The organism is Corynebacterium sp. HMSC056F09 (assembly GCF_001815785.1).
In the GTDB taxonomy this organism is placed as follows: Bacteria; Actinomycetota; Actinomycetes; order Mycobacteriales; family Mycobacteriaceae; genus Corynebacterium; species Corynebacterium hiratae.
This window is the reverse complement of record NZ_KV821886.1, coordinates 1-21,812: the sequence shown is the minus strand read 5'-3', so window position 1 is coordinate 21,812 and position 21,812 is coordinate 1. Positions and strand designations below refer to the sequence as shown.

General features: G+C 60.6%; 21 protein-coding genes. 17 read left to right on the top strand and 4 right to left on the bottom strand.

Translation table 11 applies throughout. The features are described from left to right. Positions 1-201 precede the first annotated feature (201 nt). From HMPREF3056_RS00870 to HMPREF3056_RS00860, 3 genes are read left to right on the top strand one after another with little or no spacing between them, the layout of a single operon-like run. Entirely contained in the window at positions 202-1,185 is a 984-nt protein-coding gene (locus HMPREF3056_RS00870) for an ABC transporter substrate-binding protein (protein ID WP_070753927.1), read from the top strand. Next, positions 1,182-2,039 carry an ABC transporter permease gene (locus tag HMPREF3056_RS00865; protein WP_046648734.1) on the top strand — a complete coding sequence of 286 codons (858 nt, stop codon included), beginning with the start codon at positions 1,182-1,184 and terminating at the stop codon, positions 2,037-2,039. The genes HMPREF3056_RS00870 and HMPREF3056_RS00865 overlap by 4 nt, the downstream gene beginning before the upstream one ends. A gap of 3 nt (positions 2,040-2,042) precedes the next feature. Continuing rightward, positions 2,043-2,831, top strand: coding sequence for an ABC transporter ATP-binding protein (locus tag HMPREF3056_RS00860; RefSeq protein WP_070753926.1), 789 nt, complete (start codon positions 2,043-2,045; stop codon positions 2,829-2,831). A 172-nt stretch (positions 2,832-3,003) separates the two neighbouring features. Here the strand turns inward: HMPREF3056_RS00860 and HMPREF3056_RS00855 are convergent, their stop codons facing one another. Both HMPREF3056_RS00855 and HMPREF3056_RS00850 read right to left on the bottom strand, forming a co-directional pair. Beyond that, entirely contained in the window at positions 3,004-4,854 is a 1,851-nt protein-coding gene (locus HMPREF3056_RS00855; protein ID WP_070753925.1) for an FAD-binding monooxygenase, read from the bottom strand. A gap of 205 nt (positions 4,855-5,059) precedes the next feature. Continuing rightward, complete coding sequence (locus HMPREF3056_RS00850) at positions 5,060-6,424, bottom strand: MFS transporter (protein ID WP_070681726.1); 1,365 nt, start codon at positions 6,422-6,424, stop codon at positions 5,060-5,062. Between the two features lie 122 nt (positions 6,425-6,546). On the opposite strand from HMPREF3056_RS00850, the gene HMPREF3056_RS00845 reads away from it, so the two are divergent. The 7 genes from HMPREF3056_RS00845 (at position 6,547) to HMPREF3056_RS00815 (ending at position 14,554) form a co-directional block, all read left to right on the top strand. Next, positions 6,547-8,022: a fumarylacetoacetate hydrolase family protein gene (locus HMPREF3056_RS00845; protein ID WP_070517633.1), complete on the top strand. Its 1,476-nt coding sequence runs from the start codon at positions 6,547-6,549 to the stop codon at positions 8,020-8,022. Beyond that, complete coding sequence (locus HMPREF3056_RS00840) at positions 8,019-8,681, top strand: GntR family transcriptional regulator (protein ID WP_070753924.1); 663 nt, start codon at positions 8,019-8,021, stop codon at positions 8,679-8,681. Before HMPREF3056_RS00845 ends, HMPREF3056_RS00840 begins: the two co-directional genes overlap by 4 nt. A gap of 16 nt (positions 8,682-8,697) precedes the next feature. Further along, positions 8,698-10,215, top strand: coding sequence for a 5-carboxymethyl-2-hydroxymuconate semialdehyde dehydrogenase (gene hpaE, locus HMPREF3056_RS00835; RefSeq protein WP_070512973.1), 1,518 nt, complete (start codon positions 8,698-8,700; stop codon positions 10,213-10,215). Between the two features lie 53 nt (positions 10,216-10,268). Then, positions 10,269-11,345: a 3,4-dihydroxyphenylacetate 2,3-dioxygenase gene (gene hpaD / locus HMPREF3056_RS00830; protein WP_070517631.1), complete on the top strand. Its 1,077-nt coding sequence runs from the start codon at positions 10,269-10,271 to the stop codon at positions 11,343-11,345. A 156-nt stretch (positions 11,346-11,501) separates the two neighbouring features. Next, positions 11,502-12,287, top strand: a complete 786-nt coding sequence (gene hpaH, locus HMPREF3056_RS00825; RefSeq protein ID WP_046648741.1) for a 2-oxo-hept-4-ene-1,7-dioate hydratase — start codon at positions 11,502-11,504, stop codon at positions 12,285-12,287. Next, positions 12,272-13,057, top strand: a complete 786-nt coding sequence (locus HMPREF3056_RS00820) for an HpcH/HpaI aldolase family protein (RefSeq protein ID WP_070512979.1) — start codon at positions 12,272-12,274, stop codon at positions 13,055-13,057. Before hpaH ends, HMPREF3056_RS00820 begins: the two co-directional genes overlap by 16 nt. Positions 13,058-13,066: 9 nt before the next feature. Beyond that, on the top strand, positions 13,067-14,554 hold the full coding sequence (locus HMPREF3056_RS00815; protein ID WP_070512982.1) for an NAD-dependent succinate-semialdehyde dehydrogenase: 1,488 nt from the start codon (positions 13,067-13,069) through the stop codon (positions 14,552-14,554). A gap of 86 nt (positions 14,555-14,640) precedes the next feature. Here the strand turns inward: HMPREF3056_RS00815 and HMPREF3056_RS00810 are convergent, their stop codons facing one another. After that, positions 14,641-15,561 carry an AraC-like ligand-binding domain-containing protein gene (locus HMPREF3056_RS00810; RefSeq protein WP_070512985.1) on the bottom strand — a complete coding sequence of 307 codons (921 nt, stop codon included), beginning with the start codon at positions 15,559-15,561 and terminating at the stop codon, positions 14,641-14,643. 151 nt (positions 15,562-15,712) lie between these two features. Between HMPREF3056_RS00810 and HMPREF3056_RS00805 the strand changes: the two genes are divergently transcribed. Genes HMPREF3056_RS00805 through HMPREF3056_RS00795 form a run of 3 tightly spaced genes read left to right on the top strand, consistent with a single transcriptional unit; the run spans position 15,713 to position 18,208 of the window. Further along, entirely contained in the window at positions 15,713-17,122 is a 1,410-nt protein-coding gene (locus HMPREF3056_RS00805; protein WP_070512987.1) for an aldehyde dehydrogenase family protein, read from the top strand. A gap of 30 nt (positions 17,123-17,152) precedes the next feature. Next, a complete protein-coding gene (locus tag HMPREF3056_RS00800) occupies positions 17,153-17,416 on the top strand; it encodes a hypothetical protein (protein WP_070444618.1) in 264 nt (87 codons plus the stop codon). Between the two features lie 3 nt (positions 17,417-17,419). Beyond that, positions 17,420-18,208, top strand: coding sequence for a zeta toxin family protein (locus HMPREF3056_RS00795; protein WP_070512990.1), 789 nt, complete (start codon positions 17,420-17,422; stop codon positions 18,206-18,208). A 169-nt stretch (positions 18,209-18,377) separates the two neighbouring features. Here the strand turns inward: HMPREF3056_RS00795 and HMPREF3056_RS12910 are convergent, their stop codons facing one another. Beyond that, a complete protein-coding gene (locus tag HMPREF3056_RS12910) occupies positions 18,378-18,785 on the bottom strand; it encodes an RCC1 domain-containing protein (protein ID WP_232745421.1) in 408 nt (135 codons plus the stop codon). Between the two features lie 30 nt (positions 18,786-18,815). Between HMPREF3056_RS12910 and HMPREF3056_RS00790 the strand changes: the two genes are divergently transcribed. The 4 genes from HMPREF3056_RS00790 to HMPREF3056_RS00775 all read left to right on the top strand — a co-directional run bounded on the left by HMPREF3056_RS00790 (position 18,816) and on the right by HMPREF3056_RS00775 (position 21,507). Continuing rightward, positions 18,816-20,297, top strand: a complete 1,482-nt coding sequence (locus HMPREF3056_RS00790; protein ID WP_070512995.1) for an ApeA N-terminal domain 1-containing protein — start codon at positions 18,816-18,818, stop codon at positions 20,295-20,297. Positions 20,298-20,646: 349 nt separating this feature from the next. After that, positions 20,647-20,901: a nucleotidyltransferase family protein gene (locus tag HMPREF3056_RS13670; RefSeq protein WP_232745419.1), complete on the top strand. Its 255-nt coding sequence runs from the start codon at positions 20,647-20,649 to the stop codon at positions 20,899-20,901. After that, a complete protein-coding gene (locus HMPREF3056_RS13860; protein WP_081636726.1) occupies positions 20,822-21,076 on the top strand; it encodes a HepT-like ribonuclease domain-containing protein in 255 nt (84 codons plus the stop codon). The genes HMPREF3056_RS13670 and HMPREF3056_RS13860 overlap by 80 nt, the downstream gene beginning before the upstream one ends. 197 nt (positions 21,077-21,273) lie before the next feature. After that, positions 21,274-21,507, top strand: a complete 234-nt coding sequence (locus HMPREF3056_RS00775) for a recombinase family protein (RefSeq protein WP_224784272.1) — start codon at positions 21,274-21,276, stop codon at positions 21,505-21,507. Positions 21,508-21,812 lie beyond the last annotated feature (305 nt).

Genomic DNA, 21,812 nt, shown 5'->3' with positions numbered 1-21,812 from the left:
AGGGTCACCTCGGCGACAGTGATATAGGAAACATGCAGCTTAAGCATGTGATATAGAAATCTAAAACTGTCACAGTATAGCTTTTGGAGGGCTAAGAGTACCCCCGTGCGGGAAAAATATTCACAAAACTGCTGCTTAAACGCATGGAAAGAGGCTTAAATAACGGTCACAACAGTCACTCTAGAGTAGAAAAGGACCGTTATGTTCTCTAAAACTGCTGCTGCTCTCTCCGCTCTCGCTCTGAGCGCCGCCGCCCTCGTGGGGTGCTCCTCATCCTCGGACAACGCCGGCGGTGATTCCGGTGGTGGAGACTCCTACTCCATCGGTATCAACCAGCTGGTTCAGCACCCCTCCCTCGACGCCGCTGCGGATGGTTTCCAGGAAGCCTTCGAGGAGGCGGGCGTGGACGTGGATTGGGACATCCAGAATGCCAATGGCGAGCAGGGCACCGCGGTGTCCATCTCGCAGCAGATGGCAAATGCTAACCACGACCTCTACCTGGCAATCGCCACCCCAGCCGGACAGGCCATGAGCAAGTCCATCAAGGACAAGCCGCTTCTGTTCACCGCGGTAACGGACCCGGTGGAGGCGGAGTTGGTGGAGTCCCTGGATAAGCCGGGCAAGAATGTCACTGGTACCTCTGACGCCGCGCCCATCGAGGAGCAGGTTGAACTGATTACCCAACTGGTTCCAGATGCCAAGACCGTCGGCGTGGTCTACTCCTCCGCCGAGGTCAACTCCAAGGTGCAGGTGGAACAGTTGGCAGAAACCGCTAAGCCGAAGGGCATTGAGGTGAAGTCGCAGACGGTGACCTCCGTGACGGAGATCCCGCAGGCCGTAGAGGCGCTGGGCGATGTCGATGCCATCTACGTGCCGACCGACAACATGGTTGTTTCCGGCATTTCTTCGCTCATCAAGGTAGCGAATGACAAGACCATCCCGGTCATCGCAGCGGACTCGGGTGCCGTTGAAGGTGGTGCTGCCGCCACCATCGGTATCGACTACAAGGAGCTGGGCCGCCAGACCGGTGAGATGGCGCTGCGCATCCTCCAGGACGGCGCAGAACCGGCCGAGACCCCGGTAGAAACCGCCTCTGAGTACACCTACGTCATTAACGAGGATGCCGTGAAGGCACAGGGCGTTGAGGTACCGAAGGAGATCATGGAGAAGGCTGAGAAGCTGTGATTGGTGCACTCGAGCTAGGGCTCATCTATGCGGTCATGGCCGTGGGCGTCTACCTGACATTCCGCGTCCTTGACTTCCCGGACCTGACCGTCGATGGCTCCTTTACCACCGGGGCTGCGACGGCCGGCGTGCTCATTACGAATGGGGTTAATCCCTTTCTGGCATCGGCCGCGGGCTTTGTCACCGGCTTTATCGCCGGCTGCATCACGGGGCTTCTGCACACGAAAGGCCGCATCGACGGTTTGCTTGCGGGTATCCTCACCATGATTGGTCTGTGGTCCATCAACCTGCGCATCATGGGCAGCGCCAACGTTCCGTTGCTCTCCCAAGATTCGGTGTTTACCCCGCTGGATGCAGTAATGGGGTCGTGGGCCGGGGTGGGCTTGCTCGCCTTGGGTGCGGTGCTGCTCTGCCTGCTGATCGTGTGGTTCCTGTCCACGGACCTGGGACTTTCGCTGCGCGCAACAGGTGACAATCAGCAGATGATCACCTCCTTTGGCGTGTCCACCGATTTCACCAAGATCCTGACCCTGGCCCTGTCCAATGGCCTGGTGGGCCTGTGCGGTGCTCTCATCGCGCAGTACCAGGGCTTCGCCGACATTTCGATGGGTATCGGACTCATCCTGGTTGGTCTGGCATCCGTCATTCTGGGACAAGCGGTACTCCCCCAGTCGCGCTTGTGGATGGCCGTGGTGGCGGTGGCCTTGGGCTCTGTGATCTACCGTCTCATCATCTTCGCTGCGCTTCAGGTAGGCCTTAACCCGAATGACATGAAGCTCATCACGGCGCTGCTGGTTATTGTCGCTCTGCTGGTGCCGCGTATGACGAAGGTGCGCGGGAAGAGGAAGGCCTAGATCATGCTCAAAGTAGATAAGATTTCGAAGACCTTCTTCCCGGGTACGGTCAACGAACGCCGTGCGCTTCGCGACGTCTCCCTGGAACTTGCCTCCGGCGACTTTGTTACTGTCATCGGCTCTAACGGTGCCGGAAAGTCGACGCTGCTGAACTCCGTCGCGGGCCGGCTCATCCCGGATTCGGGAAAGATCTCGATCGACGGCCAGGACGTGACGAGCCAGCCGGAGCACAAGCGTGCGCAGAAAGTCGGACGCGTGTTCCAGGACCCCATGGCGGGTACAGCACCGAACCTGACGATTGAGGAGAACCTCTCGCTCGCTTATCTGCGCGGCAAGAAGCGCGGACTTGGTCTGGGTCTCAACTCCGCGCGCCGGGCTGTCTTCGTGGAACAGCTGGAGTCGCTCGAGCTGGGCTTGGAGGAGCGCCTTGGGACGAAGGTGGGCTTGCTCTCCGGCGGTCAACGCCAGGCGCTGTCGTTGCTCATGGCCGGCTTTACCAACCCGAAGGTGATGCTCTTGGATGAGCACACGGCTGCTCTCGACCCACAGCGTGCGGAGCTGGTGACTACCCTGACGAAGCGCATTGTGGAGCAAGGTCAGCTCACCACGTTGATGGTGACGCACAACATGGCCCAGGCGCTGCAGGTAGGAAACCGTCTCATCATGATGCATGAGGGAGAGATCATTTACTCCGCCGACGCAGAGCAGAAGGCGAAGCTCACGGTGGAGGATCTCATGGCGGAGTTTGCCAAGATTAAGGGCGCTACGTCCGATAGGACTCTTTTGCAGTAGCGTTCCTCCGTGGTTGTTTCACGTGAAACCTAGGTGCTGTGTTTGGCAGTACTTAGGTTTCTTTCTGTTCGTGGGTCTAGCATCTTTGTGAAGGCTTGGAGGTGACATAAAAAGAGGGCCCAGCACAACGCTGGGCCCTCTAAGCGTAAAGCTAGTTGAACTTGAGTGGAGCTTACTTGCGCTTGATGAGCGCGGAAGAGAAGTAGTCCTCGACCGCTGATGGATCATCGAGTGGGAGGACGGCGCCTACGTACTGGTCTGGGCGAACGATGACAACGGCTCCATCGCGGGAAATGCCGCGAGCGTCGAAGATGTCCTTGTCGCCGGGGAGGGCGTTGAAGACGTTCTCCCAATTCGGAACATTGAACTTGCCGTTGCGTGGGCGGAAGAGAAGAGGGGCGTCGAGAATCTCGTAGTCGTGGTGGTTGGTCTGTTGGTAGATAGCCTTCACGTCGAAGTAGGTGTTCTCATCAGCTCCCTCAGGGGTGAACTTGGCCAGGATGGGTCCGACCTTCTCGGCCCACTTGCTCAGCGTGGAGTCCTCGCCGGCCTTGGGGGCGTCGGCAAAGGCGTAGATGCGGTAGCGGCCGTCGGCAGTGTGCTGGTGGCCCAGGTGCTGGGGGTACGCGTCACAGCGGCGCAGAACCTCGTAGGACTTGAAACGCTTGCCCACCGGGAAGCCGACGGCCAGCTTCTGGTGCTCGGTGCTGCTGACGATGAGGTTTTCTTCGTACTGCGTCATCATGCCGGCGGCGAATTCCTCCGCGGAAACGTAGTACTTCTCGACTGCCTCGGGATCATCGAGCTCTTCGGTCGGGGTGGCCATGAGGGTGGACCACTCGCGGTCGAAGTTGATGAGGTTCTGGGCAGCTGGCTGGCGTTCACCGTGGTAGGTGGTCAGGAGCTCCTTCGGTGCGCGGCCGTCGAGAACGTGGCCGAGCTTCCAGCCGATGTTGAAGCCATCCTGCATGGAGACGTTCATGCCCTGGCCGGCCTTGGCCGAGTGGGTGTGGCAGGCGTCGCCTGTAAGGAAGACGCGCGGATCCTCGTTGTTATCGTCGAACGCGTCGACAAGTCGGTGGCCCACCTCGTAGACCGAGTGCCAAGCGACCATCTTGACGTCGATGAAGTAGGGCGAATAAATCTCGTTAGCCTTCTCGATGATCTTCTCAATCGGGGTGGAGCGGACCTTGTGGTTGTCATCCTCCGGCACGACGCCGAGGTCGACGTAGATGCGGGACAAGTAGCCGCCCTCACGTGGGATGTGCAGAATCGAACCAGCCTGTGAGTGGATGGCGCACTTGGTGCGCCAGTCCGGGAAATCGGTATCTACGACAACGTCCATGACGCCCCACGCGTGATTGGCCTGGTCACCCTTGAGCGAGCGGCCAATGGACTTACGGACACGGGACTTTGCGCCATCGCAGCCCACGACGTGCTTAGCGCGTACGTCGCGCGGGTTGCCGTCGACATCCTCGAGGTGCACCGTCACGGGGTAGTCGCCCTCCCCTACCTCAAGGGAGACGAAGTTCCAGCCGTAATCCGGGGCGATTCGGCCGGGTGCTCGGCGTGCGTAACGGGCGAAGTAGTCCAACACGCGAGCCTGGTTCACAATGAGGTGGGGGAACTCGGAGATTCCGTGTTCGTCGTCAATCGGGCGGGCGCCGCGAACAATCTTGGAGCGGTCCTGCGGATCGGGGTTCCAGAAGGACATCTCGGTGATTTCGTAGGCCTCTTCCGTGATTTCCTTGGCAAAGCCGAAGGCCTGGAAGGTTTCTACGGAGCGGGACTGGATGCCGTCGGCCTGGCCCAACTCGAGGCGGTGAGGACGGCGTTCAATGATGCGCGTGTTGACGTCGGGGAACATTGCTAGCTGCGCGGCCGCGATCATGCCGGCCGGGCCGGAGCCCACAATGAGGACGTCCATTTCATCGGGAAGCTCAGAGGCGCGATCGATGCCATACCCGGCGGGCTCGTGCACGCGGGGATCTTCCGAAACGTAGCCGTTGTGGTGGAACTGCACTGTGGACTCCTTAGTCAGCGGGTTGTCGTGGTCGAGAACAAAAGCGAGTGATGGGGGTGGTATCTACTCCCCCATCGCTCTGTGAGCTTTGCTCGTGGAGGTGGTGACTCAGTTCAAGGCGTCTGGAGGATGTGAGCTGGGTCTTATTTCTAGAATCATATATGATACGCGGCTCCTGCACAATGATCTGCGCACGGGACGTCGCCTAGCGCGGGCTGAAGATGAAGTGCCCCTGAGATTGCTCGGCCTCGTGCTCTGCGCCGAGAGCGATTCCCTTGCGCTCACGCAGGATGAAGGCGCAGATGAAACCGACAATCGAGGCGGAGACGAGGTAGCCCGACACCGCGAAGGTGGTGCCAGTAGCCTCCACGAGCGAAGCAGCGATCATGGGGGCGAAGGCGCCGCCCAACACCGAGCCAAGCGCATAAGTGATGGACACGCCGGTGGCGCGAATGGAGGCGGGGAAAAGCTCGGCGTACATCGCGGACTGCGCGCCATAGGTCAGGCCCAGGCCGACGGTCAGGAAAATGAGTGCGCCGTAGAGAAGCCCCAGGCTGCCCGTATTAACCAGCGGGAAAAGGGCGGCAGCGCCGATTCCCTGCAGGATGAATCCGATGAGGTAGGTGTTTCGGCGGCCGATATAGTCGGAGATGTATCCCGCGAACAAAGTCATCAATGCCCACGTGACGGCAGAGACGGTCACCGCGTTGAGGACGTCACCGCGGTCGAGGGCAACGAGGCCGTCGGGATCGGTGGCGTAGCGCTGAATATAGCCGCCCGTAGTCATGTAGCCGACGGTGCCGTTACCTGCAAAAACGAGGGCCGCAACGACGACTAGCGGGGTGAAGCTCTTGAAGAGCTTGCCAATGGGGTTGGTGGCTTCCTCTTCTTCACGCTCCGCAATCTCTTCAAAGACCGGGGATTCGTCGACGCCCATGCGGATGAGGTAGCCCACCAGGATGAGGACGAAGGAGAGCAGGAAAGGTACGCGCCAGCCCCAGCTCATGAAGGCGTCGCCAGGCGCAATGGTGTTCATGATGGAGAGGACGCCGGAGGAGAGCAGCAGGCCAGCTGGCACGCCGATCTGCGGGCCGGCGCCGTAGAGACCGCGCTTGTCATTCGGTGCGTGCTCCACAGCCATGAGTACGGCGGACCCCCACTCGCCACCTGCGGAGATGCCCTGAATAATGCGCAAGGTGATGAGGAGGATCGGCGCCCAGATTCCGGCAGTCTCGTAGGTAGGCAGAAGGCCGATGAGGGTGGTCGCACCACCCATGGCGAGGAGCGTGACCATGAGGACCACGCGGCGGCCGAAGCGGTCCGCGAAGTGTCCTGCCAGAAACGCGCCGACGGGTCGGAATAGGAAGGACAATCCCACGGTGAGGAAGGAAATGATGGTGGCTAGGCCACCCTCGAGCGGGCCGAACATGAGCTGGTTGAACACGAGTCCGGCCACTGCGGCATAGAGGAAGTAGTCGTACCACTCGATAGCGGTACCAATGGTTGTCGCGGCGACGACGCGGCGGCGTTCGGCCGTCGAAATTGCCGGCGTGTCAGATGTGTGCGACATTCTGGTTCCTTTCGGCATGCGGTGTGCCATATATGGAAATGTGTGTGAGTTGAACCACTTGCGGTGGTGGTAGGGATAATATACGATCTGGGTAAGGATTTGTTCACAATTAAGGATTCTTCATGGCTGTACCTGAGTTCTTGCCGGTTAAACCGGGCAAAATGATCGCTGTCCATGTGGCCTTTGAGTCCCGCGCGGCGCAGCGCGGTCGCTGGCCCAAGACCCCGAGCTACTTCCTCAAGGCGACTAGCACGCTGGCTGAATCGGGCGGGGTTGTTGAACGCCCCGAGGGAACGGAGCTGCTGGCTTTTGAGGGAGAAATCGCGCTCATCATCGGAACCCCGGCCCGCAACGTATCGCTTGAGGATGCGTGGAAACACGTCGCCTACGTGACGGCTTCGAACGACATTGGTCTGTATGACTACAAGGTGCAGGACAAGGGCTCCAACACCCGCTCCAAATCCCGCGATGGATACACCCCCATCGGGCCGGAGCTTATCGACGCCCAAGGGATCGACCCCAAGGGTCTTCGCCTCCGCACCTGGGTCAATGGCGAGGTTGTTCAGGAGGGAACATCTTCTGATGAGGATCTCATCTTCCCGCTCGCACAGTTTGTGGCCGACCTATCCCAGCACATGACGCTGGAGACCGGTGACATCATCCTCACCGGCACCCCGGCCGGCTCCTCTGTCATTGAGCCTGGTGACGTTGTTGAGGTCGAGGTTGACGTGCCAGGTGGCGTGAGCTCCGGCAGGCTGAAGACTACCGTGAAGGAGGTCCCCGCCTCTTTCGATCCGCAGCTGGGCAACCTGCCCTACGTGGATGATAAGCAGCGCGAGGACGCCTACGGTGACCGCGAATCCGCCGGCCTTCCTCCTAAGGATGCGGTCGGCCTCGATCCCGAGCTCAAGGCGGCCTTGGAGAAGGCCCCGACCGCCGGCTTGTCCGCTCAGCTGCGCAAGCGCGGCATCAACCAGTCCGTGATCGAAGGCGTGTACCCGCAGGCTAAGGGAACCAAGATGGTGGGCGTTGCCCGCACCCTGCGCTTCGTGGCCGGCCGCGAGGACCTGTTCAAGTCCCACGGCGGTGGCCTCAACGAGCAGAAGAAAGTCTTCGACACCGTCAAGGAAGGCGAGGTCATCGTTATTGAGGCCCGCCAGGAATCCGGCTCAGGAACACTGGGTGACATTCTGGCACTGCGCGCCAAGGTACGTGGTGCAGCCGGCGTTGTCACTGATGGTGGCGTGCGTGACTACGAGGCTGTGAAGGAGATCGGCCTGCCCGTCTTCACCCAGGGCGCTCACCCCTGCGTGCTCGGCCGCAAGCATGTCCCGTGGGATAGCGATATCGCTGTTTCCTGCGGAAACGCCACCGTCCTCCCAGGTGACATCATCGTTGGTGATGATGACGGCGTCGTGGTCATCCCCCGCGATATCGCAGCCGAAGTCGCCGAAGGTGCCCTCGCCAAGGAGCACGAGGACGAATGGGTCGCTTCCCAGGTGGAGGAAGGCGCCAGCTTGGATGGGCTCTTCCCGCCGACCGGAGCGAACAAGGAAGCCTACATCGCTTTCCGTGATGGAAAGGCAGGTGGTCAATGACGCAAACCGCAGCACCAGCCGGGGAAAGTAAATCCCAACAAGCCTATAACTGGATAAGTGAAAGGATTCGGACTCGCGACTATGAGCCCGGGTATCGCCTCGTGTTGGCAACAATCGCGGATGAACTGGGGATCAGCGTAGTTCCCGTCCGCGAGGCTATTCGGCAACTCGAAGCGGAAGGGATGGTCACCTACGAACGCAACGTCGGTGCCAGCGTGACCACCTACAATCGCGAGGCCTACTACGAATCCATGGACATCGTGGCCACCGTGGAAGCCAATGCCACGGCCCAATCCGCCCCGTGTCTCAACGCGGAGGATATTGCCCGGGCGCGAGAGATCAACCAGCGCATGCGGGAGCTCGATATCCACCACGATCCAGAAGAATTTACCCAGCTCAACAAAGAATTTCATAGCGTTCTCTTCTCCAAGTGCCCGAACGAGAGGTTGAAGGACTTGGTGGTGGACCAATGGAAGCAATTGGAATACCACCGCGTCTCGACCTTCCGCTACGTGCCGGAGAGAGCCCAAGAGTCAACGCGCGAGCACGAGCAATTGGTCAGCCTCATCGAGGCTGGCGCGGAACCCGCCTACATAGAAAAAGTGGCCAGGCAACACCGACTGTCCACCCTCAACACCTATCGCAAGAAAAACGATTAAGGAGTTCACAGCACTCATGGCTATTAACAACGATGCTGCTAAGCCCACCGACCTTCCAGAGAAGATTCTTCACTACATCAACGGCGAGTTTGTCCCGTCGATCGACGGCGATGAATTCGAGGTCTTGGATCCGGTAACCAATAAGACCTACATCAAGGCCGCCTCTGGCAAGCCGGAGGACATTGACAAGGCGGTCGCCGCCGCTAAGGACGCCTTCGAGAACGGCCCATGGTCCAAGGCGCTGCCGCGTGAGCGCGCCCGCGTCCTCAACAAGATCGCCGACATCGTCGAAAGCCGCGCAGACAAGCTCGCTGCTTGGGAATCCTTCGACTCCGGCTTGCCGATCACCCAGGCCAACGGTCAGGCCAAGCGCGCTGCGGAGAATTTCCGCTTCTTCGCTGACCTGATTGTCGCCCAGGCTGACGACGCCTACAAGGTACCGGGCCGCCAGATCAACTACGTCAACCGTAAGCCGATTGGCGTGGCGGGCCTGATTACCCCGTGGAACACCCCGTTCATGCTGGAGTCCTGGAAGCTGGCCCCGGCCATCGCCACCGGTAACTCCGTCGTCCTCAAGCCTGCTGAGTTCACTCCGCTGTCCGCACAGCTGTGGGCGGGCATCTTCGAGGAGGCTGGCCTGCCGAAGGGCGTCTTCAACCTGGTCAACGGCTTCGGCGAGGAAGGCTACGCCGGCGACCCGCTGGTTAAGCACCCGGACGTCCCGCTGATCTCCTTCACCGGTGAATCTCGCACCGGCCAGATCATTTTCGGCAACGCAGCCCCGCACCTCAAGGGCCTGTCGATGGAGCTGGGTGGCAAGTCCCCGGCCATCGTCTTCAGCGATGCCGACCTGGAGACCGCTATCGACGCCTGTATCTTCGGTGTCTTCTCCCTCAACGGTGAGCGTTGCACCGCTGGCTCCCGCATCCTGGTTCAGCGCGATATCTACGATGAGTTCGTGGAGCGCTACGCCGCCCAGGCTAAGCGCGTGAAGGTGGGTCTGCCCTCCGATCCGACCACCGAGGTCGGCGCCCTGGTCCACCCGGAGCACTACGAGAAGGTCACCTCCTACATCGAGATTGGCAAGCAGGAGGCCACCCTGGCCGCCGGCGGCGAGCGCCCGGAAGGCTTCGAGGAAGGCAACTTTGTCCAGCCGACCGTCTTCGTTGACGTCAAGCCGGACGCACGAATCTTCCAGGAAGAGATCTTCGGTCCCGTTGTTGCTATCACCCCGTTCGATACCGACGAAGAGGCACTCGAGCTGGCGAACAACACGAAGTATGGTCTTGCCGCCTATGTGTGGACCTCGGATCTGAAACGTGCCCACAACTTTGCCCAGAACGTTGAGGCCGGCATGGTGTGGCTCAACTCCAATAACGTCCGCGACCTGCGCACCCCCTTCGGCGGCGTTAAGGCTTCCGGCCTGGGCCACGAGGGCGGCTACCGCTCGATCGACTTCTACACCGACCAGCAGGCCGTCCACATCAACCTGGACAAGGTGCACAACCCGGTCTTTGGCAAGCAGGACCAGTAACGTCTGCATGCCCTCTCCACTCCCCCATTACTAATTCACACTAAGGAGCCATCATGGCTGACATTCAGGCCCCCGACATTCTGCGTTGCGCCTACATGGAGATCATCGTTACCGATCTCGCTGCATCCCGTAAGTTCTATGTTGACACCCTCGGTCTCGTCGTGACCGAGGAAAACGAGAACGAAATCTACCTGCGCACCTACGAGGAGTTCATCCACCACAACCTCGTGCTGCGTCAGGGCCCCGTCGCTGCCGTCGCTGCATTCTCCTTCCGCGTTCGTTCGCCGGAGGATCTGGACCTCGCCGAGGAGTTCTACAAGGCGCGTGGTTGCGAGGTTCGCCGTAACAAGGATGGCTTCGTCAAGGGCATCGGTGACTCCGTGCGTGTACAGGATCCGTTGGGATTCCCGTACGAGTTCTTTTACGAGGTTGAGCACCGTGAGCGTCTGGCCTGGGCATACGACGCCCACATCCCTGGTGCGCTCGTTCGCCTCGATCACTTCAACCAGATCACTCCGGACGTTACTGCCGCAGTGAAGTACATGGAAGAGCTCGGATTCCGCACCACCGAGGACATTCGCGATGAGGAAGGAACCGTTTACGCTGCATGGATGCGTCGTAAGCCGACGGTGCACGACACCGCCATGACCGGTGGCGATGGCCCGCGTATGCACCACATCGCCTTTGCTACCCATGAGAAGCACAACATCATCGCGATTTGTGACAAGCTGGGTGCGCTCCGCGAATCCGACCGCATTGAGCGCGGCCCGGGCCGCCACGGCGTCTCCAACGCCTACTACCTGTACCTGCGTGACCCGGATGGCCACCGCGTAGAGATCTACACCCAGGACTACTACACCGGCGACCCGGATAACCCGGTCGTGACCTGGGATGTCCACGATAACCAGCGCCGTGACTGGTGGGGAACCCCGGTTGTTCCGTCCTGGTACCGCGATGGCTCCACCGTCCTCGACCTGGATGGCAACCCGGTGCCGCTGGTCGCTCGCGAGGATGAGTCCGAGCTCGAGGCCACCATTGGTGCGGACGGCTTCTCCTACACCCGTAAGGAAGACTCGGAGGAGATGCCGGAGTGGAAGCAGGGCGAGTACAAGCTGGGTAACCAGCTCTAAAACGGCCTAAGCACTCAGGTTGATTAACGTGGTCCCGCGGCGTCGATAATGCGCACATAACGCGGGGCCGCGTTGTCGTTTCACGTGAAACCGCAACGTTTAACAACCATTACAACACCACAGTCACGTTCAATAACACAGTAAGGAGCGAAATACATGCTGGATGAGAAACAGCACATCGCTATCGCAGATGAATTGGCGCAAGCCGAAAAGGACCGGTCGATGGTCCCGCTGCTGACCGCCCGTTTCCCGGAGATGAGCATTGAGGACTCCTACGCGGTGCAGCGCGAGTGGGTGCGCCGCGGCATCGAAGACGGGCGCCGTCTCGTCGGTCGTAAGATTGGCCTGACCTCCAAGGTTATGCAGGAGGCCACGGGAATTACCGAACCGGACTACGGCGCAATCTTTGAAGACCAGGTTTATGAGAACGGCTCCACTATCGAGCACGCGCAGTTCTCCAACGTCCGCATCGAGGTTGAGCTGGCCTTCGTGCTCAAGGAGGAGCTAAAGGGGCCGAATTGCAGCATTTTCGACGTGCTGCGCGCTACTGAGTATGTCGTCCCTGCTCTAGAGATCCTCTCCTCCCGCATTGAGATGGAGGGACGCACCATTGTCGACACCATTTCGGATAACGCAGCCCTCGGCGCCATGATCTACGGCGGCAACCCGGTGGATCCCGCAGACGTCGACCTGCGCTGGGTGTCTGCATTGCTCTACCGCAACGAATCCATCGAAGATACGGGTGTGGCCGCGGCTGTGCTCAACCACCCGGCAATGGGCGTGGCTTGGCTTGCCAACAAGCTTCATGCGCACGGCGATAGCCTTGCCGCCGGCGACATCATCCTGGCCGGTTCCTTCACCAAGCCCATGTGGGTTGAACCGGGCGATACCGTCCATGCAGACTATGGAAAGTTGGGGTCCATCACATGCCGATTCCAGTAAAGCTGCCGCCCACTTTCGCGGACGTCCTAGAAAAGGCCGAGCAGCCGCTCGTTGGCGCCTGGATCTGTTCCGGCTCGGAGGCTGCAGCGGAGATCATCGCCTCGGCTGGCTTTAGCTGGACGCTGATCGACGGCGAACACTCGCCCTATGGCCTCGAAACCATCCTCTCTCTGCTGCGGGCTACCGACGCCTACGGCGTGACGCGCGTGGTCCGCGTGCCAGTAAACAACACGGCACTCATCAAACAGTACCTTGACCTGGGTGTACAAAACTTGATGGTGCCCATGATTGATACCGTCGAGGAAGCCGAGGCTGCCGTAGCAGCCATGCACTACCCTCCCCGCGGCGTGCGCGGCGTGGGCTCGGCGCTGGCCCGCTCCTCACGCTGGAACGGCGTGGAGAACTACCTCGCCAATGCCTCAGATACGGTGAGCCTCACGGTGCAGATTGAGTCTGCGACCGCGGTAGAGAACGTGGAAGAAATCGTGGCTCTTGACGGGGTGGACAACATCTTCGTCGGTCCCTCTGATCTGGCGGCCTCCATGGGGCTGCTGGGTCAGCAGACCCATCCGGATGTGATCGAGGCGGTTAATCACACATTTGAAGCCGTGCGCGCTTCCGGAAAGAAGGTAGGCGTCAACGCTTTCAACCTTGAACAGGCCCAGAAATACATAGCTTCCGGCGCATCATTTGCCCTGGTTGGGGCGGATGTTCAACTTCTTTCGGGTGCGGCACGCCAACTGGCAGACAAATTCCATTTGGGAGGGTAAAAAAGAACCATGAGTGAAAACAACAAGGTCAATATTGACGAGCTGCTGGCCAAGGTTCCGACTGGCTTGCTGATTAACGGTGAGTGGGTAGACGCCTCCGATGGATCCACTTTCGACGTGGAAAACCCGGCAACCGGTGAAGTTATCGCCACCCTTGCCTCCGCTACTTCTGAGGATGCGAAGAAGGCTTTGGACGCCGCCTGCGCCGTGCAGGATGAGTGGGCACGCACGTCCACCCGCGAGCGCTCCAACCTGCTGCGCCGTGCTTTTGACCTGGTGCAGGAGCGCAAGGACGAGTTCGCTGCGCTGATGACCCTGGAGATGGGCAAGCCGCTGGCAGAGTCCTACGGTGAGGTTACTTACGGCGCTGAGTACCTGCGTTGGTTCAGCGAGGAGGCCGTTCGTGACTACGGCCGTACCCTGCCGGCGCCGGAGGGCACCCTGCGCATGGTGACCCGTCGTAAGCCGGTGGGCCCGTGCTTGCTTATCACTCCGTGGAACTTCCCGCTGGCCATGGCTACCCGTAAGATTGCACCGGCCATCGCCGCTGGTTGCACCATGGTGGTGAAGCCGGCCAAGCTGACGCCGCTGACCACCCAGTACTTCGCACAGACCATGATTGATGCTGGCGTTCCGGCTGGCGTGGTCAACGTGGTCTCCGGTAAGTCTGCGTCTGCTATCTCCGAGCCGATCATGGCGGATTCTCGTCTGCGCAAGGTTTCCTTCACCGGCTCCACCCCGGTGGGCAAGACTCTGCTCAAGGCAGCTGCGGACAACGTCCTGCGCACCTCGATGGAGCTGGGCGGCAACGCTCCGTTCATCGTCTTTGAGGACGCCGACATTGACCAGGCCGTCGAGGGCGCAATGGGCGCCAAGATGCGCAACATCGGTGAGGCCTGCACCGCCGCCAACCGCTTCATCGTTCACGAGTCCATCGCTGATGAGTTCGCGGAGAAGTTCGCCAAGCGCATCGGTGAGCTCAAGGTGGGCAACGGCCTCGACGAGGGCGTTACCTGTGGTCCGCTCGTGGAGCAGAAGGCGCTGGATAACATCACCGCGCTTGTCGACGATGCCGTGGCCAAGGGCGCCAAGGCTATCGTCGGTGGCAAGCCGGGTGAGGGCAAGGGTTACTTCTACTCCCCCACTGTTCTGACGAACGTTCCTCGTGATGCCCGCGTGGCACAGGAGGAGATCTTCGGCCCGATTGCTCCGATCCTGACCTTCTCCGATGAGAAGGAAGCAATTGAGATTGCTAACGACACCGAGTACGGATTGGCCTCCTACGTGTTTACCGAGGATTCGGACCGCATGTGGCGCATCGGTGACGGCCTCGAGTTCGGCCTCATGGGCTTCAACGCCGGCGTCATCTCCAACGCCGCTGCCCCATTCGGTGGCGTGAAGCAGTCCGGCATGGGCCGCGAGGGCGGCGCTGAGGGCCTGGACGAGTACACCTCGCTGCAGTACATCGCTATGCGCGACCCGTACGCGAATGCATAAATAGTGCATTAAATTCGCTGATAATGATGCTGGCACCTCCTTTGTGAGAGGTGCCAGCATTGTCTTTTATGCCAAACTTGCCGGTGCTATTCGCTGGCCGCTGCTCGGTACGCACTCGGTGACTTGTGGTACTCCGCCTTGAAGATGCGTGACAGGTGCGAGGGATCGTGCAGGCCATAGCGGGCGCTGATGTGGCTGATCGATTCCTCGGAGTGCCGCGGGTCCACGAGTTCTCTGCGGATGTGCTCTAGGCGCCTCGTTCGGATGTAGCTGCCTACGGAGAGGCCCTGTTCGGAGAACTTGGCGTGGAGGTGGCGTACCGATACGAAGAGTGCTTGGGCGATGGTGCTCGGGCCTAGGTCCGGGTCGCCCAAGTGCTTCTCGATGTAGGCGGTGGCCTGGTTGAACAGGAGTGTGCCTGCAGAGGGTTCGTCGGCGACGTCGGAGGCCAAGACTGACACCAGCATGGTCAGCGCCGAGCGGACTAGGGCCGTGGCATGCGGGCCCTTCAATAGGTCCAGGTTCTTGGCAAGCTGTTCAAAGAGGGGCACGGCCACCGCGCCGAGGCCGTGTGAGCGTGAGATCGGATTCGCGGTGAGGCGTTGGATCTGCGCGGGTGAGATGTCGAGGAAGCTCTGTGGGAAGTGAACAATGAGGGTGTTTTGTTCCTCCGGATAGCGCAGGGTGTAGGGCCGCTGGGTGACGTATAGCGCTAGGTCCCCCGGGCGAAGCTCGCAGGTTCGCCCGTCCTGGCTCATGGTTGAGGAGCCTGTGATCTGCAAACTGAGCTTGCAAAAAGGGACCTCGTCGGTGGAAACCTTGTATCGGTTCACGGTGTGCGGGGAGGTGTGCATGTCGAAGAGGGATATGTCCCCCACCTTCGTGGAGCGCAGCGTGGCGTGAAAGGAAGAGGGGTCTTCGGCGTCCACGTCGAGTTGTCCAAAAGAATCGGATGACGCGGTGCGCCACGACGCGATATCGAAATGTTCAACGGCGGAGGAAGACATAACTGGAATCATATCGTGAGAACTGGCACATTTTTGGACAAATTGTGTGCACTCAGAGTCAAGCCTGTAGATGTGGTGCAGGTAACATCCTAAACAAAAGTAACTTTTGGGCTTTGCTCGCGGGGCCCTCGACTTCCCTGAAGGAGATCTCATGACTCAGTTCGCCACGTACGCTGATCTGCTCAACGCCATCACGGACGAGAATGGACGTGACATCCTCAACCCCGCCACCGGTGAGGTCGTTGGCCGCGCCCCAGAAAACACCGTAGAGGACCTCAACGCTGCAGTTGAGACCGCACGCGCGGCACAAAAGGACTTTGCCAAGCTGAGCGACGAAGAGCGTTGCGAGCTGCTCACCAAGGCTGCGGCTGCGGTGGAGGCCAATGCCGAAGCGCTGGTGGAGCTGCTCTCCCGTGAGCAGGGCAAGCCGCTCAACGGCCCGAACGCCCGCTTCGAGGTCGGCGCCTGCTCTGCGTGGCTGAATGCTACCGCCTCCTTCGAGCACCCCAACTACACGGCCGTCGATGATGACATCACCGCCACCGTCAACTACCGCCCACTCGGCGTCGTTGGAGCTATTGGCCCGTGGAACTGGCCGATGATGATCACCATCTGGCAGATTGCGCCGGCGCTGCGTATGGGCAACGCGGTCGTCGTCAAGCCCTCCGAGTACACCCCGCTTTCCGTACTAGGCCTGCTCAAGGTCGTGAACTCCGTGCTGCCGGAGGGCATCCTGCAGGTCGTCAGCGGTGCCGGTGAGGTTGGTGCGGCGCTGACGACCCACGAGGGCGTCGACAAGATCATGTTCACCGGTTCCACCGCCACCGGCAAGAAGATCGTGGAGGCCAGCGCCGACAACCTCACCCGCCTCACGCTGGAGCTCGGCGGCAACGATGCCGGCATCGTGCTGGACGACGCCGACCCGAAGGAGATCGCCGGCGACCTCTTCTGGGGTGCGTTCATCAACACCGGCCAGACCTGTGCGGCGATGAAGCGCGTGTACGTGCCGGAGTCGCTGTACGACGCCGTCTGCGAAGCCCTCATCGAGGTGGCCAAGGCCTCCCCGATGGGCGTGGGCCTGGAGGAAGAGAACGTGCTCGGCCCGCTGCAGAACAAGCAGCAGTTCGACATCGTTGACAAGCTCGTCAACGCTGCCAAGGACTCGGGTGCCCGCGTGCTGCTGGGCGGCGACCCGGACTACGACGCGCCGGGCTACTTCTACCCCACCACCCTGGTGGCGGATATCGACCCGGATAACCCGCTGGTCGTCGAGGAGCAGTTCGGTCCGGCACTGCCGATTATCAAGTACACCGACCTCGACTGGGCCATCGAGCAGGCCAACAAGCTGGACGTGGGCTTGGGCTCCTCCGTGTGGTCCTCCAACCGCGAGCGCGCTCTGGAAGTTGCTGCTCAGCTGGAGGCTGGCACCACCTGGATCAACAGCCACGGTGCCGTGGATCCGCGTGTGCCTTTCGGCGGTATCAAGTCCTCCGGCTACGGCGTGGAGTTCGGCACCGAGGGCCTCAAGGGCCTGGCGTACCCGCAGATTATCAACGGCTAAAACCGCCGTGGCGCTGCTATTCTTAGCGCCATGAGCACCGCCAAAGTCCCGGAGATCGAGTACGCAGCCTTCGACGCCATGAAGGAGGTTGCGTCCTCGCTGAAAGCTGCCTACCTCACTAGGGCCGCTGAAGCAGGCAACGACGTTGAATCGCAATGGTGGATTCGCCAGAACTGGCTGGTAGAGGACATGGTTGGCGAGGTTGATGCAACTGACATCGAAGCCATCCGATCCGCTGCGGCTCTCTTTGCGCAGCGGCTTGAAGCCCTCTCCTCCGAGCACAAAGCGGCATAGCCTATGCTTTCTGCCGCTGACTTCCCCGTTGATCCGCAGGTTATGGAGCAACGGCTAAAGACTCTGCAAGCCAGCTATTTCGGCCGATCGAATGCTCATGGTCCGGCTGTTCCAGAGGTCATTTATGTGGCGGGGCAGCCAGCGTCAGGCAAATCAACGGCCATTGAATCGGTAAAGAACGGTCACGCGGTCCTTGATTCCGATGAGATTCGGAAGCTGCACCCCGCCCTCGACGAGATTGTGGAGCGCGATCCCTTACGCATGGACGTACTCACCAATGGGCCGGTGCCCTATTGGATGTCCTCGCTGATTGAGTATGGCCGTCAGCACGGGCACTCCCTCATCATTGAGAACACGCTGTCCAACCCGGAATTCATCGCGGGTGAGATAGCCAAGTTTCGGTCTGCGGGTTTCCGCGTGAAGGTCGTGGGCCTGGCGGTGGCGCAGGAGGTCTCCAGGCTGGGCGTGGTCCAGCGCTACCTGGAGGCGCAGCGTGTGAGCCGCTACCCGCGCTGGACCAATGAGGTTTCCCATACGTCGGGCTTTAAAGCCATCGTCCCAGGGCTTCAAGCGATTGCCCCGCTTGTCGACGACCTCGAGATCCGCACCCGCGACGGCCGTACCTTGAGCGGCATCGAGGATATTGAAGCCGAGCGCGCAACCTGGTTCGACTCCCCCGCTGTTCGGGCCGACTGGCTGGCCCGTTTCGACAGCTGTGACTTGAGTGGGCTTGAAGCTGAGAAGCTCACGCAAAACCTCGTGGCTGATGCAGAGCTTATCCGCAAGCTTTAAGGCTGTGCCCGTGGAACTGCGCGCCCGGTAGGCGGTGAGAGCTTCGTGTCAAAGCGGCTGCTGGCGAGCTGGCGGTCTGCGAGGTCTAGCAGGCTGAGGATGTCGTCTGCGTGGAGTTTAGATTCAACGTGTGATCGACCGCCGATTATCGGGCACGCTGGACTTCAGTTCATCTGTGGTCGAGCGGCCCAGGCGTTGACATTGCATTGCTGCTCGGTGTGGTCGCCCGCAGCCCGAGCGAGTGTCTCGCTCCGGCTGCGATCGCTGTGATGCCGGTCCATGACTGGACATCGCACTGGCCTCTGCTGTCGTCGCTGACGGCGACGACGGTGCCGTCTTCGTGTAAGCCGACGGTGTGTAGGTAGCCGGCAAAGACCCCGGACACGTGTGTCCACCGGGCGACGTCGGTCTGCCCTCGCTGATTGTTGCCAGTTGCGAGGGCTGTGCCGTCGCGTCGAACTGCGATTGTGTGCCAGTCGCCGCATCCGATCTCAGTTGACCATGATCTCGCTGTAGATTGTCCTACGTGGGGGGCATGTGGTGGAGTAAAGATTTTCGACCTGACATCTGGCCGCAAGACAGGAAGGAGCCCGGGACCGGGAGTACGATGCCTAATGATCCTCTCAACCTCGACAAGGCCGGCGAGTGGGCTGGCGTGTGGTGGCTGCCGGAAGCCCCTAGCGAGAAGGTCCCGGGTGTCCTACGGTACGACCCGGAAGATGGTCTCTCTCTGTCGCTGATCGGCACCTTCGAGGATCGGATCTTGACGACGGACTCGTCTGGATGGACTGCTGTTCACGAAGGAACCCGCACCTGGGAAGTCATGCACGGTGTGGCCGAGCTCAGGGAGATCACACTGCTTGGCTGTGTTCCTAGGAGCACCAGAAGGACCATGGGTGCGCGAGTGGCGAGCCCTGATAAGCAGACCGTGACCGCGACGGTCGCCATCATCGGCGCGCATGTCAGCGGTGACGCGGATCCGGCGTTCGCTAGGGCAGAAGTCTCAGTCGAGGATCTGAGTCTCTGGGCGGCGTCTTCTGTGTTCGAAGGATCCCTCGGGGCTCCCGACGGCAAGATCGATGGGACCGGGCGTATCTCGGTGAAGCCGGTCGAGGCGCAATCGGTCGTGGTCGACGACACTGAGTATCGCCTTCAGCACACGCACACGCTTCCATTCTTCGACCAGCGCAAGGGAGGAAGCGTCGGACGTATGCGGGACACGGTGTCCATCTGCGTCGTGCCAGCCGAACCATTCTCTCTGAGTGTTGCTCTGCAGGAGGCGAGCCTGGTGCAGGACCTGATCTCCCTGGCGACGCATCGCGCGGCCGGAGTGATCTGGCTCCGACTGGAAGTTGCCGGGACCGAGTCGCACTTCCCTGATGGCCGCCCGCTGCCGCGCCGACGTGCCGATGTGCTCTACTCACCGGCCGCGCTTGGAAAACACGACGCGAAAGTCGTCGATCACCACCGAATGTTCTTCACCTGCGGCTCGATCCCATTTGAGGAGGTCATGCCCCGATGGTGCGAGGCCCATGGCCGCCTGGAGGCAGCGACAAACATGATCTTGGGCTTGCGCTACGCACCGGCCCGTTTTGTTGAGAACAATCTTCTGACGGCAGTCGATGCTGCCGAGGTGTTGCACCGCAACCTCCGCATCGACGAGAAACCGTTCCCCAACGCGGAGTTCAGGGCGATGCGAGAGGCGATGCTGGCGCAGGTTCCCGATGAGCACCGAAACAGGTTCAAGGGGGCGATCCGCAACGACCCGACCCTCCGTGATCGGCTCCATGCCCTCGCCGCGCGACCCGATCAGGAAGCGATCGCACAGCTCTTACCGGATGTCGACCATTGGGCGAAGTGGACGACGCGCGCCCGCAATGACCTCGCGCACGAGGGCAGAACGCCCAACCATTCCATCGAGGAGCTGATCGCCGTCGTCGAGGTGACGACCGCGGTCGTAATCCTCAACGTCTTGCACGAGCTCGGGTTGCCGGCGGAGCGGCAGCGAGAGATCGTGCGGGAGCACCCGCAACTGAGGGCTACGTTCCGTACCGCTGCCGAATGGCTGGTTCCCTCACCAAACCCTTAGGTGCACTGCGATAGCCGCTACTTCGGAACCTCCGTGACGCTGCTGCCCGGTCGTTTAGTGCGAGACGCGTGTAAGCCTGCTCTATCGCTCGTTCGTTGAGTGCGTCATGGCGGGCGGGCGAGACGACCGGCTGTAAGTGGTGGCAGCGCGTCAGTGCCGCCTGGTGCGGCGGTGAGACGGGAGAATGTCGTCGGCCCTTAAGAACGCGGTGGAGTTCCGCTTCAATGTCAAAGCTCCATGTCGACGTGCTGCCGGGCCCGTTTCCCCCGGAAGCATGTCTGAGACCGTCATGACGCCTGAGACGCTTGCCCTACGCGGGATTCTCGTTGCGCGTCTTGACTAGTTCCAGGTGCTCATCGATCGGTACGGCGCGACCAACCCGAAGTTGTTCGGGTCCGTCGCGCGCGGCACCGCGTCTGCAGGATCGGACATCGACATCCTCGTCGGGATGGACCCTGCGGAGGGACGTCTCCTGATGCGTGCGTCTGGTCTGCTCGAGGAGAGTCGCGCTCTGTTCGGGCGCGATGGCATCGACGTGTTTCCTGCCCAGTTGCTCAGGCACCCGGTATCCGCTTCGACGCTCGCCGAGGCGGTGCCGCTGTGAGTCGCAGTCCGGCGAAGCCGTGAACCATCTTCCCGATGAGATCACCGGCGCGCACCCTGAGATCGTCTGGCCTCAGATTCGGGATTTCCGCAACATCCTGGTGCACCAGTATTTCGGCGTCGACATCGACGTGGTCCGCGATATCGTCGATACTCATCTGCCTCCTCTTGCCTAGGCGCTGCGGTGCCACATCTCTGCTAACTGACGGCGCGGCTCCAAAGGTTATTCGGCTACGGAACGTGGTCGAGTTTAAGTTCAATGTTAGCTAAGGGCCTTATTAAAAGCGTTTGGCAACACGCGCTCCTATTTACCTTCGTATCTCGCGAGACGCTGACGTGGATGGCCTCACCATCGACCGGCAGCGTCAGGACTGTGAAGCCATTGCAAAGCAGCGTGGCTTGGACGTTGGACATAGGACATAACTACGTCGATCAGTCCATTTCCGCGTCAAAGAAGAATGTGGCTCGCCCCGACTACGACGCCATGGTGGCATCCTTTGAACGCGGCGAAATCGACGCGATCATCTGCTGGGACCTCGAACTACCCGCCCCACGTCGGTGGGTAGTCCGATCAGTCGGACAAAACTACTCCCGCACCACAGCGTAATAAGGGGTGCACCTTAAAAACATCCGGAGGTGGGGGTAACTCCCCCTCGTTGCCCAGAGACAAAATACGCCAGTGGCGTCTGTACGACGAGCCGAAGGTAGGACAAATTCCAATCCAGAGAGGTCTTGCACTGTTGCGGTGCGGTTGTCTTCTTTCTCACCGTATTGGACCCTGCGAAATTAATTGGATACGATAGGCCCATGTTGATTTCAGGTTCCGTTTTCATGCGGCCGCTCACCAGCCGCTAAGGCGGTTTTCTCCCTCCCGCAGGTTAGAAACCGCTCCGGTCCTTTAGCCGGGCGGCT

Bases quoted from the DNA above. Each gene is read 5' to 3' on its own strand.
- HMPREF3056_RS00870 (WP_070753927.1), top strand. From the start codon at position 202: ATGTTCTCTAAAACTGCTGCTGCTCTCTCCGCTCTCGCTCTGAGCGCC.
- HMPREF3056_RS00860 (WP_070753926.1), top strand. From the start codon at position 2,043: ATGCTCAAAGTAGATAAGATTTCGAAGACCTTCTTCCCGGGTACGGTC.
- HMPREF3056_RS00850 (WP_070681726.1), bottom strand. From the start codon at position 6,424: ATGTCGCACACATCTGACACGCCGGCAATTTCGACGGCCGAACGCCGC.
- HMPREF3056_RS00845 (WP_070517633.1), top strand. From the start codon at position 6,547: ATGGCTGTACCTGAGTTCTTGCCGGTTAAACCGGGCAAAATGATCGCT.
- HMPREF3056_RS00840 (WP_070753924.1), top strand. From the start codon at position 8,019: ATGACGCAAACCGCAGCACCAGCCGGGGAAAGTAAATCCCAACAAGCC.
- hpaE (WP_070512973.1), top strand. From the start codon at position 8,698: ATGGCTATTAACAACGATGCTGCTAAGCCCACCGACCTTCCAGAGAAG.
- hpaD (WP_070517631.1), top strand. From the start codon at position 10,269: ATGGCTGACATTCAGGCCCCCGACATTCTGCGTTGCGCCTACATGGAG.
- hpaH (WP_046648741.1), top strand. From the start codon at position 11,502: ATGCTGGATGAGAAACAGCACATCGCTATCGCAGATGAATTGGCGCAA.
- HMPREF3056_RS00820 (WP_070512979.1), top strand. From the start codon at position 12,272: ATGCCGATTCCAGTAAAGCTGCCGCCCACTTTCGCGGACGTCCTAGAA.
- HMPREF3056_RS00815 (WP_070512982.1), top strand. From the start codon at position 13,067: ATGAGTGAAAACAACAAGGTCAATATTGACGAGCTGCTGGCCAAGGTT.
- HMPREF3056_RS00810 (WP_070512985.1), bottom strand. From the start codon at position 15,561: ATGTCTTCCTCCGCCGTTGAACATTTCGATATCGCGTCGTGGCGCACC.
- HMPREF3056_RS00805 (WP_070512987.1), top strand. From the start codon at position 15,713: ATGACTCAGTTCGCCACGTACGCTGATCTGCTCAACGCCATCACGGAC.
- HMPREF3056_RS00800 (WP_070444618.1), top strand. From the start codon at position 17,153: ATGAGCACCGCCAAAGTCCCGGAGATCGAGTACGCAGCCTTCGACGCC.
- HMPREF3056_RS00795 (WP_070512990.1), top strand. From the start codon at position 17,420: ATGCTTTCTGCCGCTGACTTCCCCGTTGATCCGCAGGTTATGGAGCAA.
- HMPREF3056_RS00790 (WP_070512995.1), top strand. From the start codon at position 18,816: ATGCCTAATGATCCTCTCAACCTCGACAAGGCCGGCGAGTGGGCTGGC.
- HMPREF3056_RS13860 (WP_081636726.1), top strand. From the start codon at position 20,822: ATGGCATCGACGTGTTTCCTGCCCAGTTGCTCAGGCACCCGGTATCCG.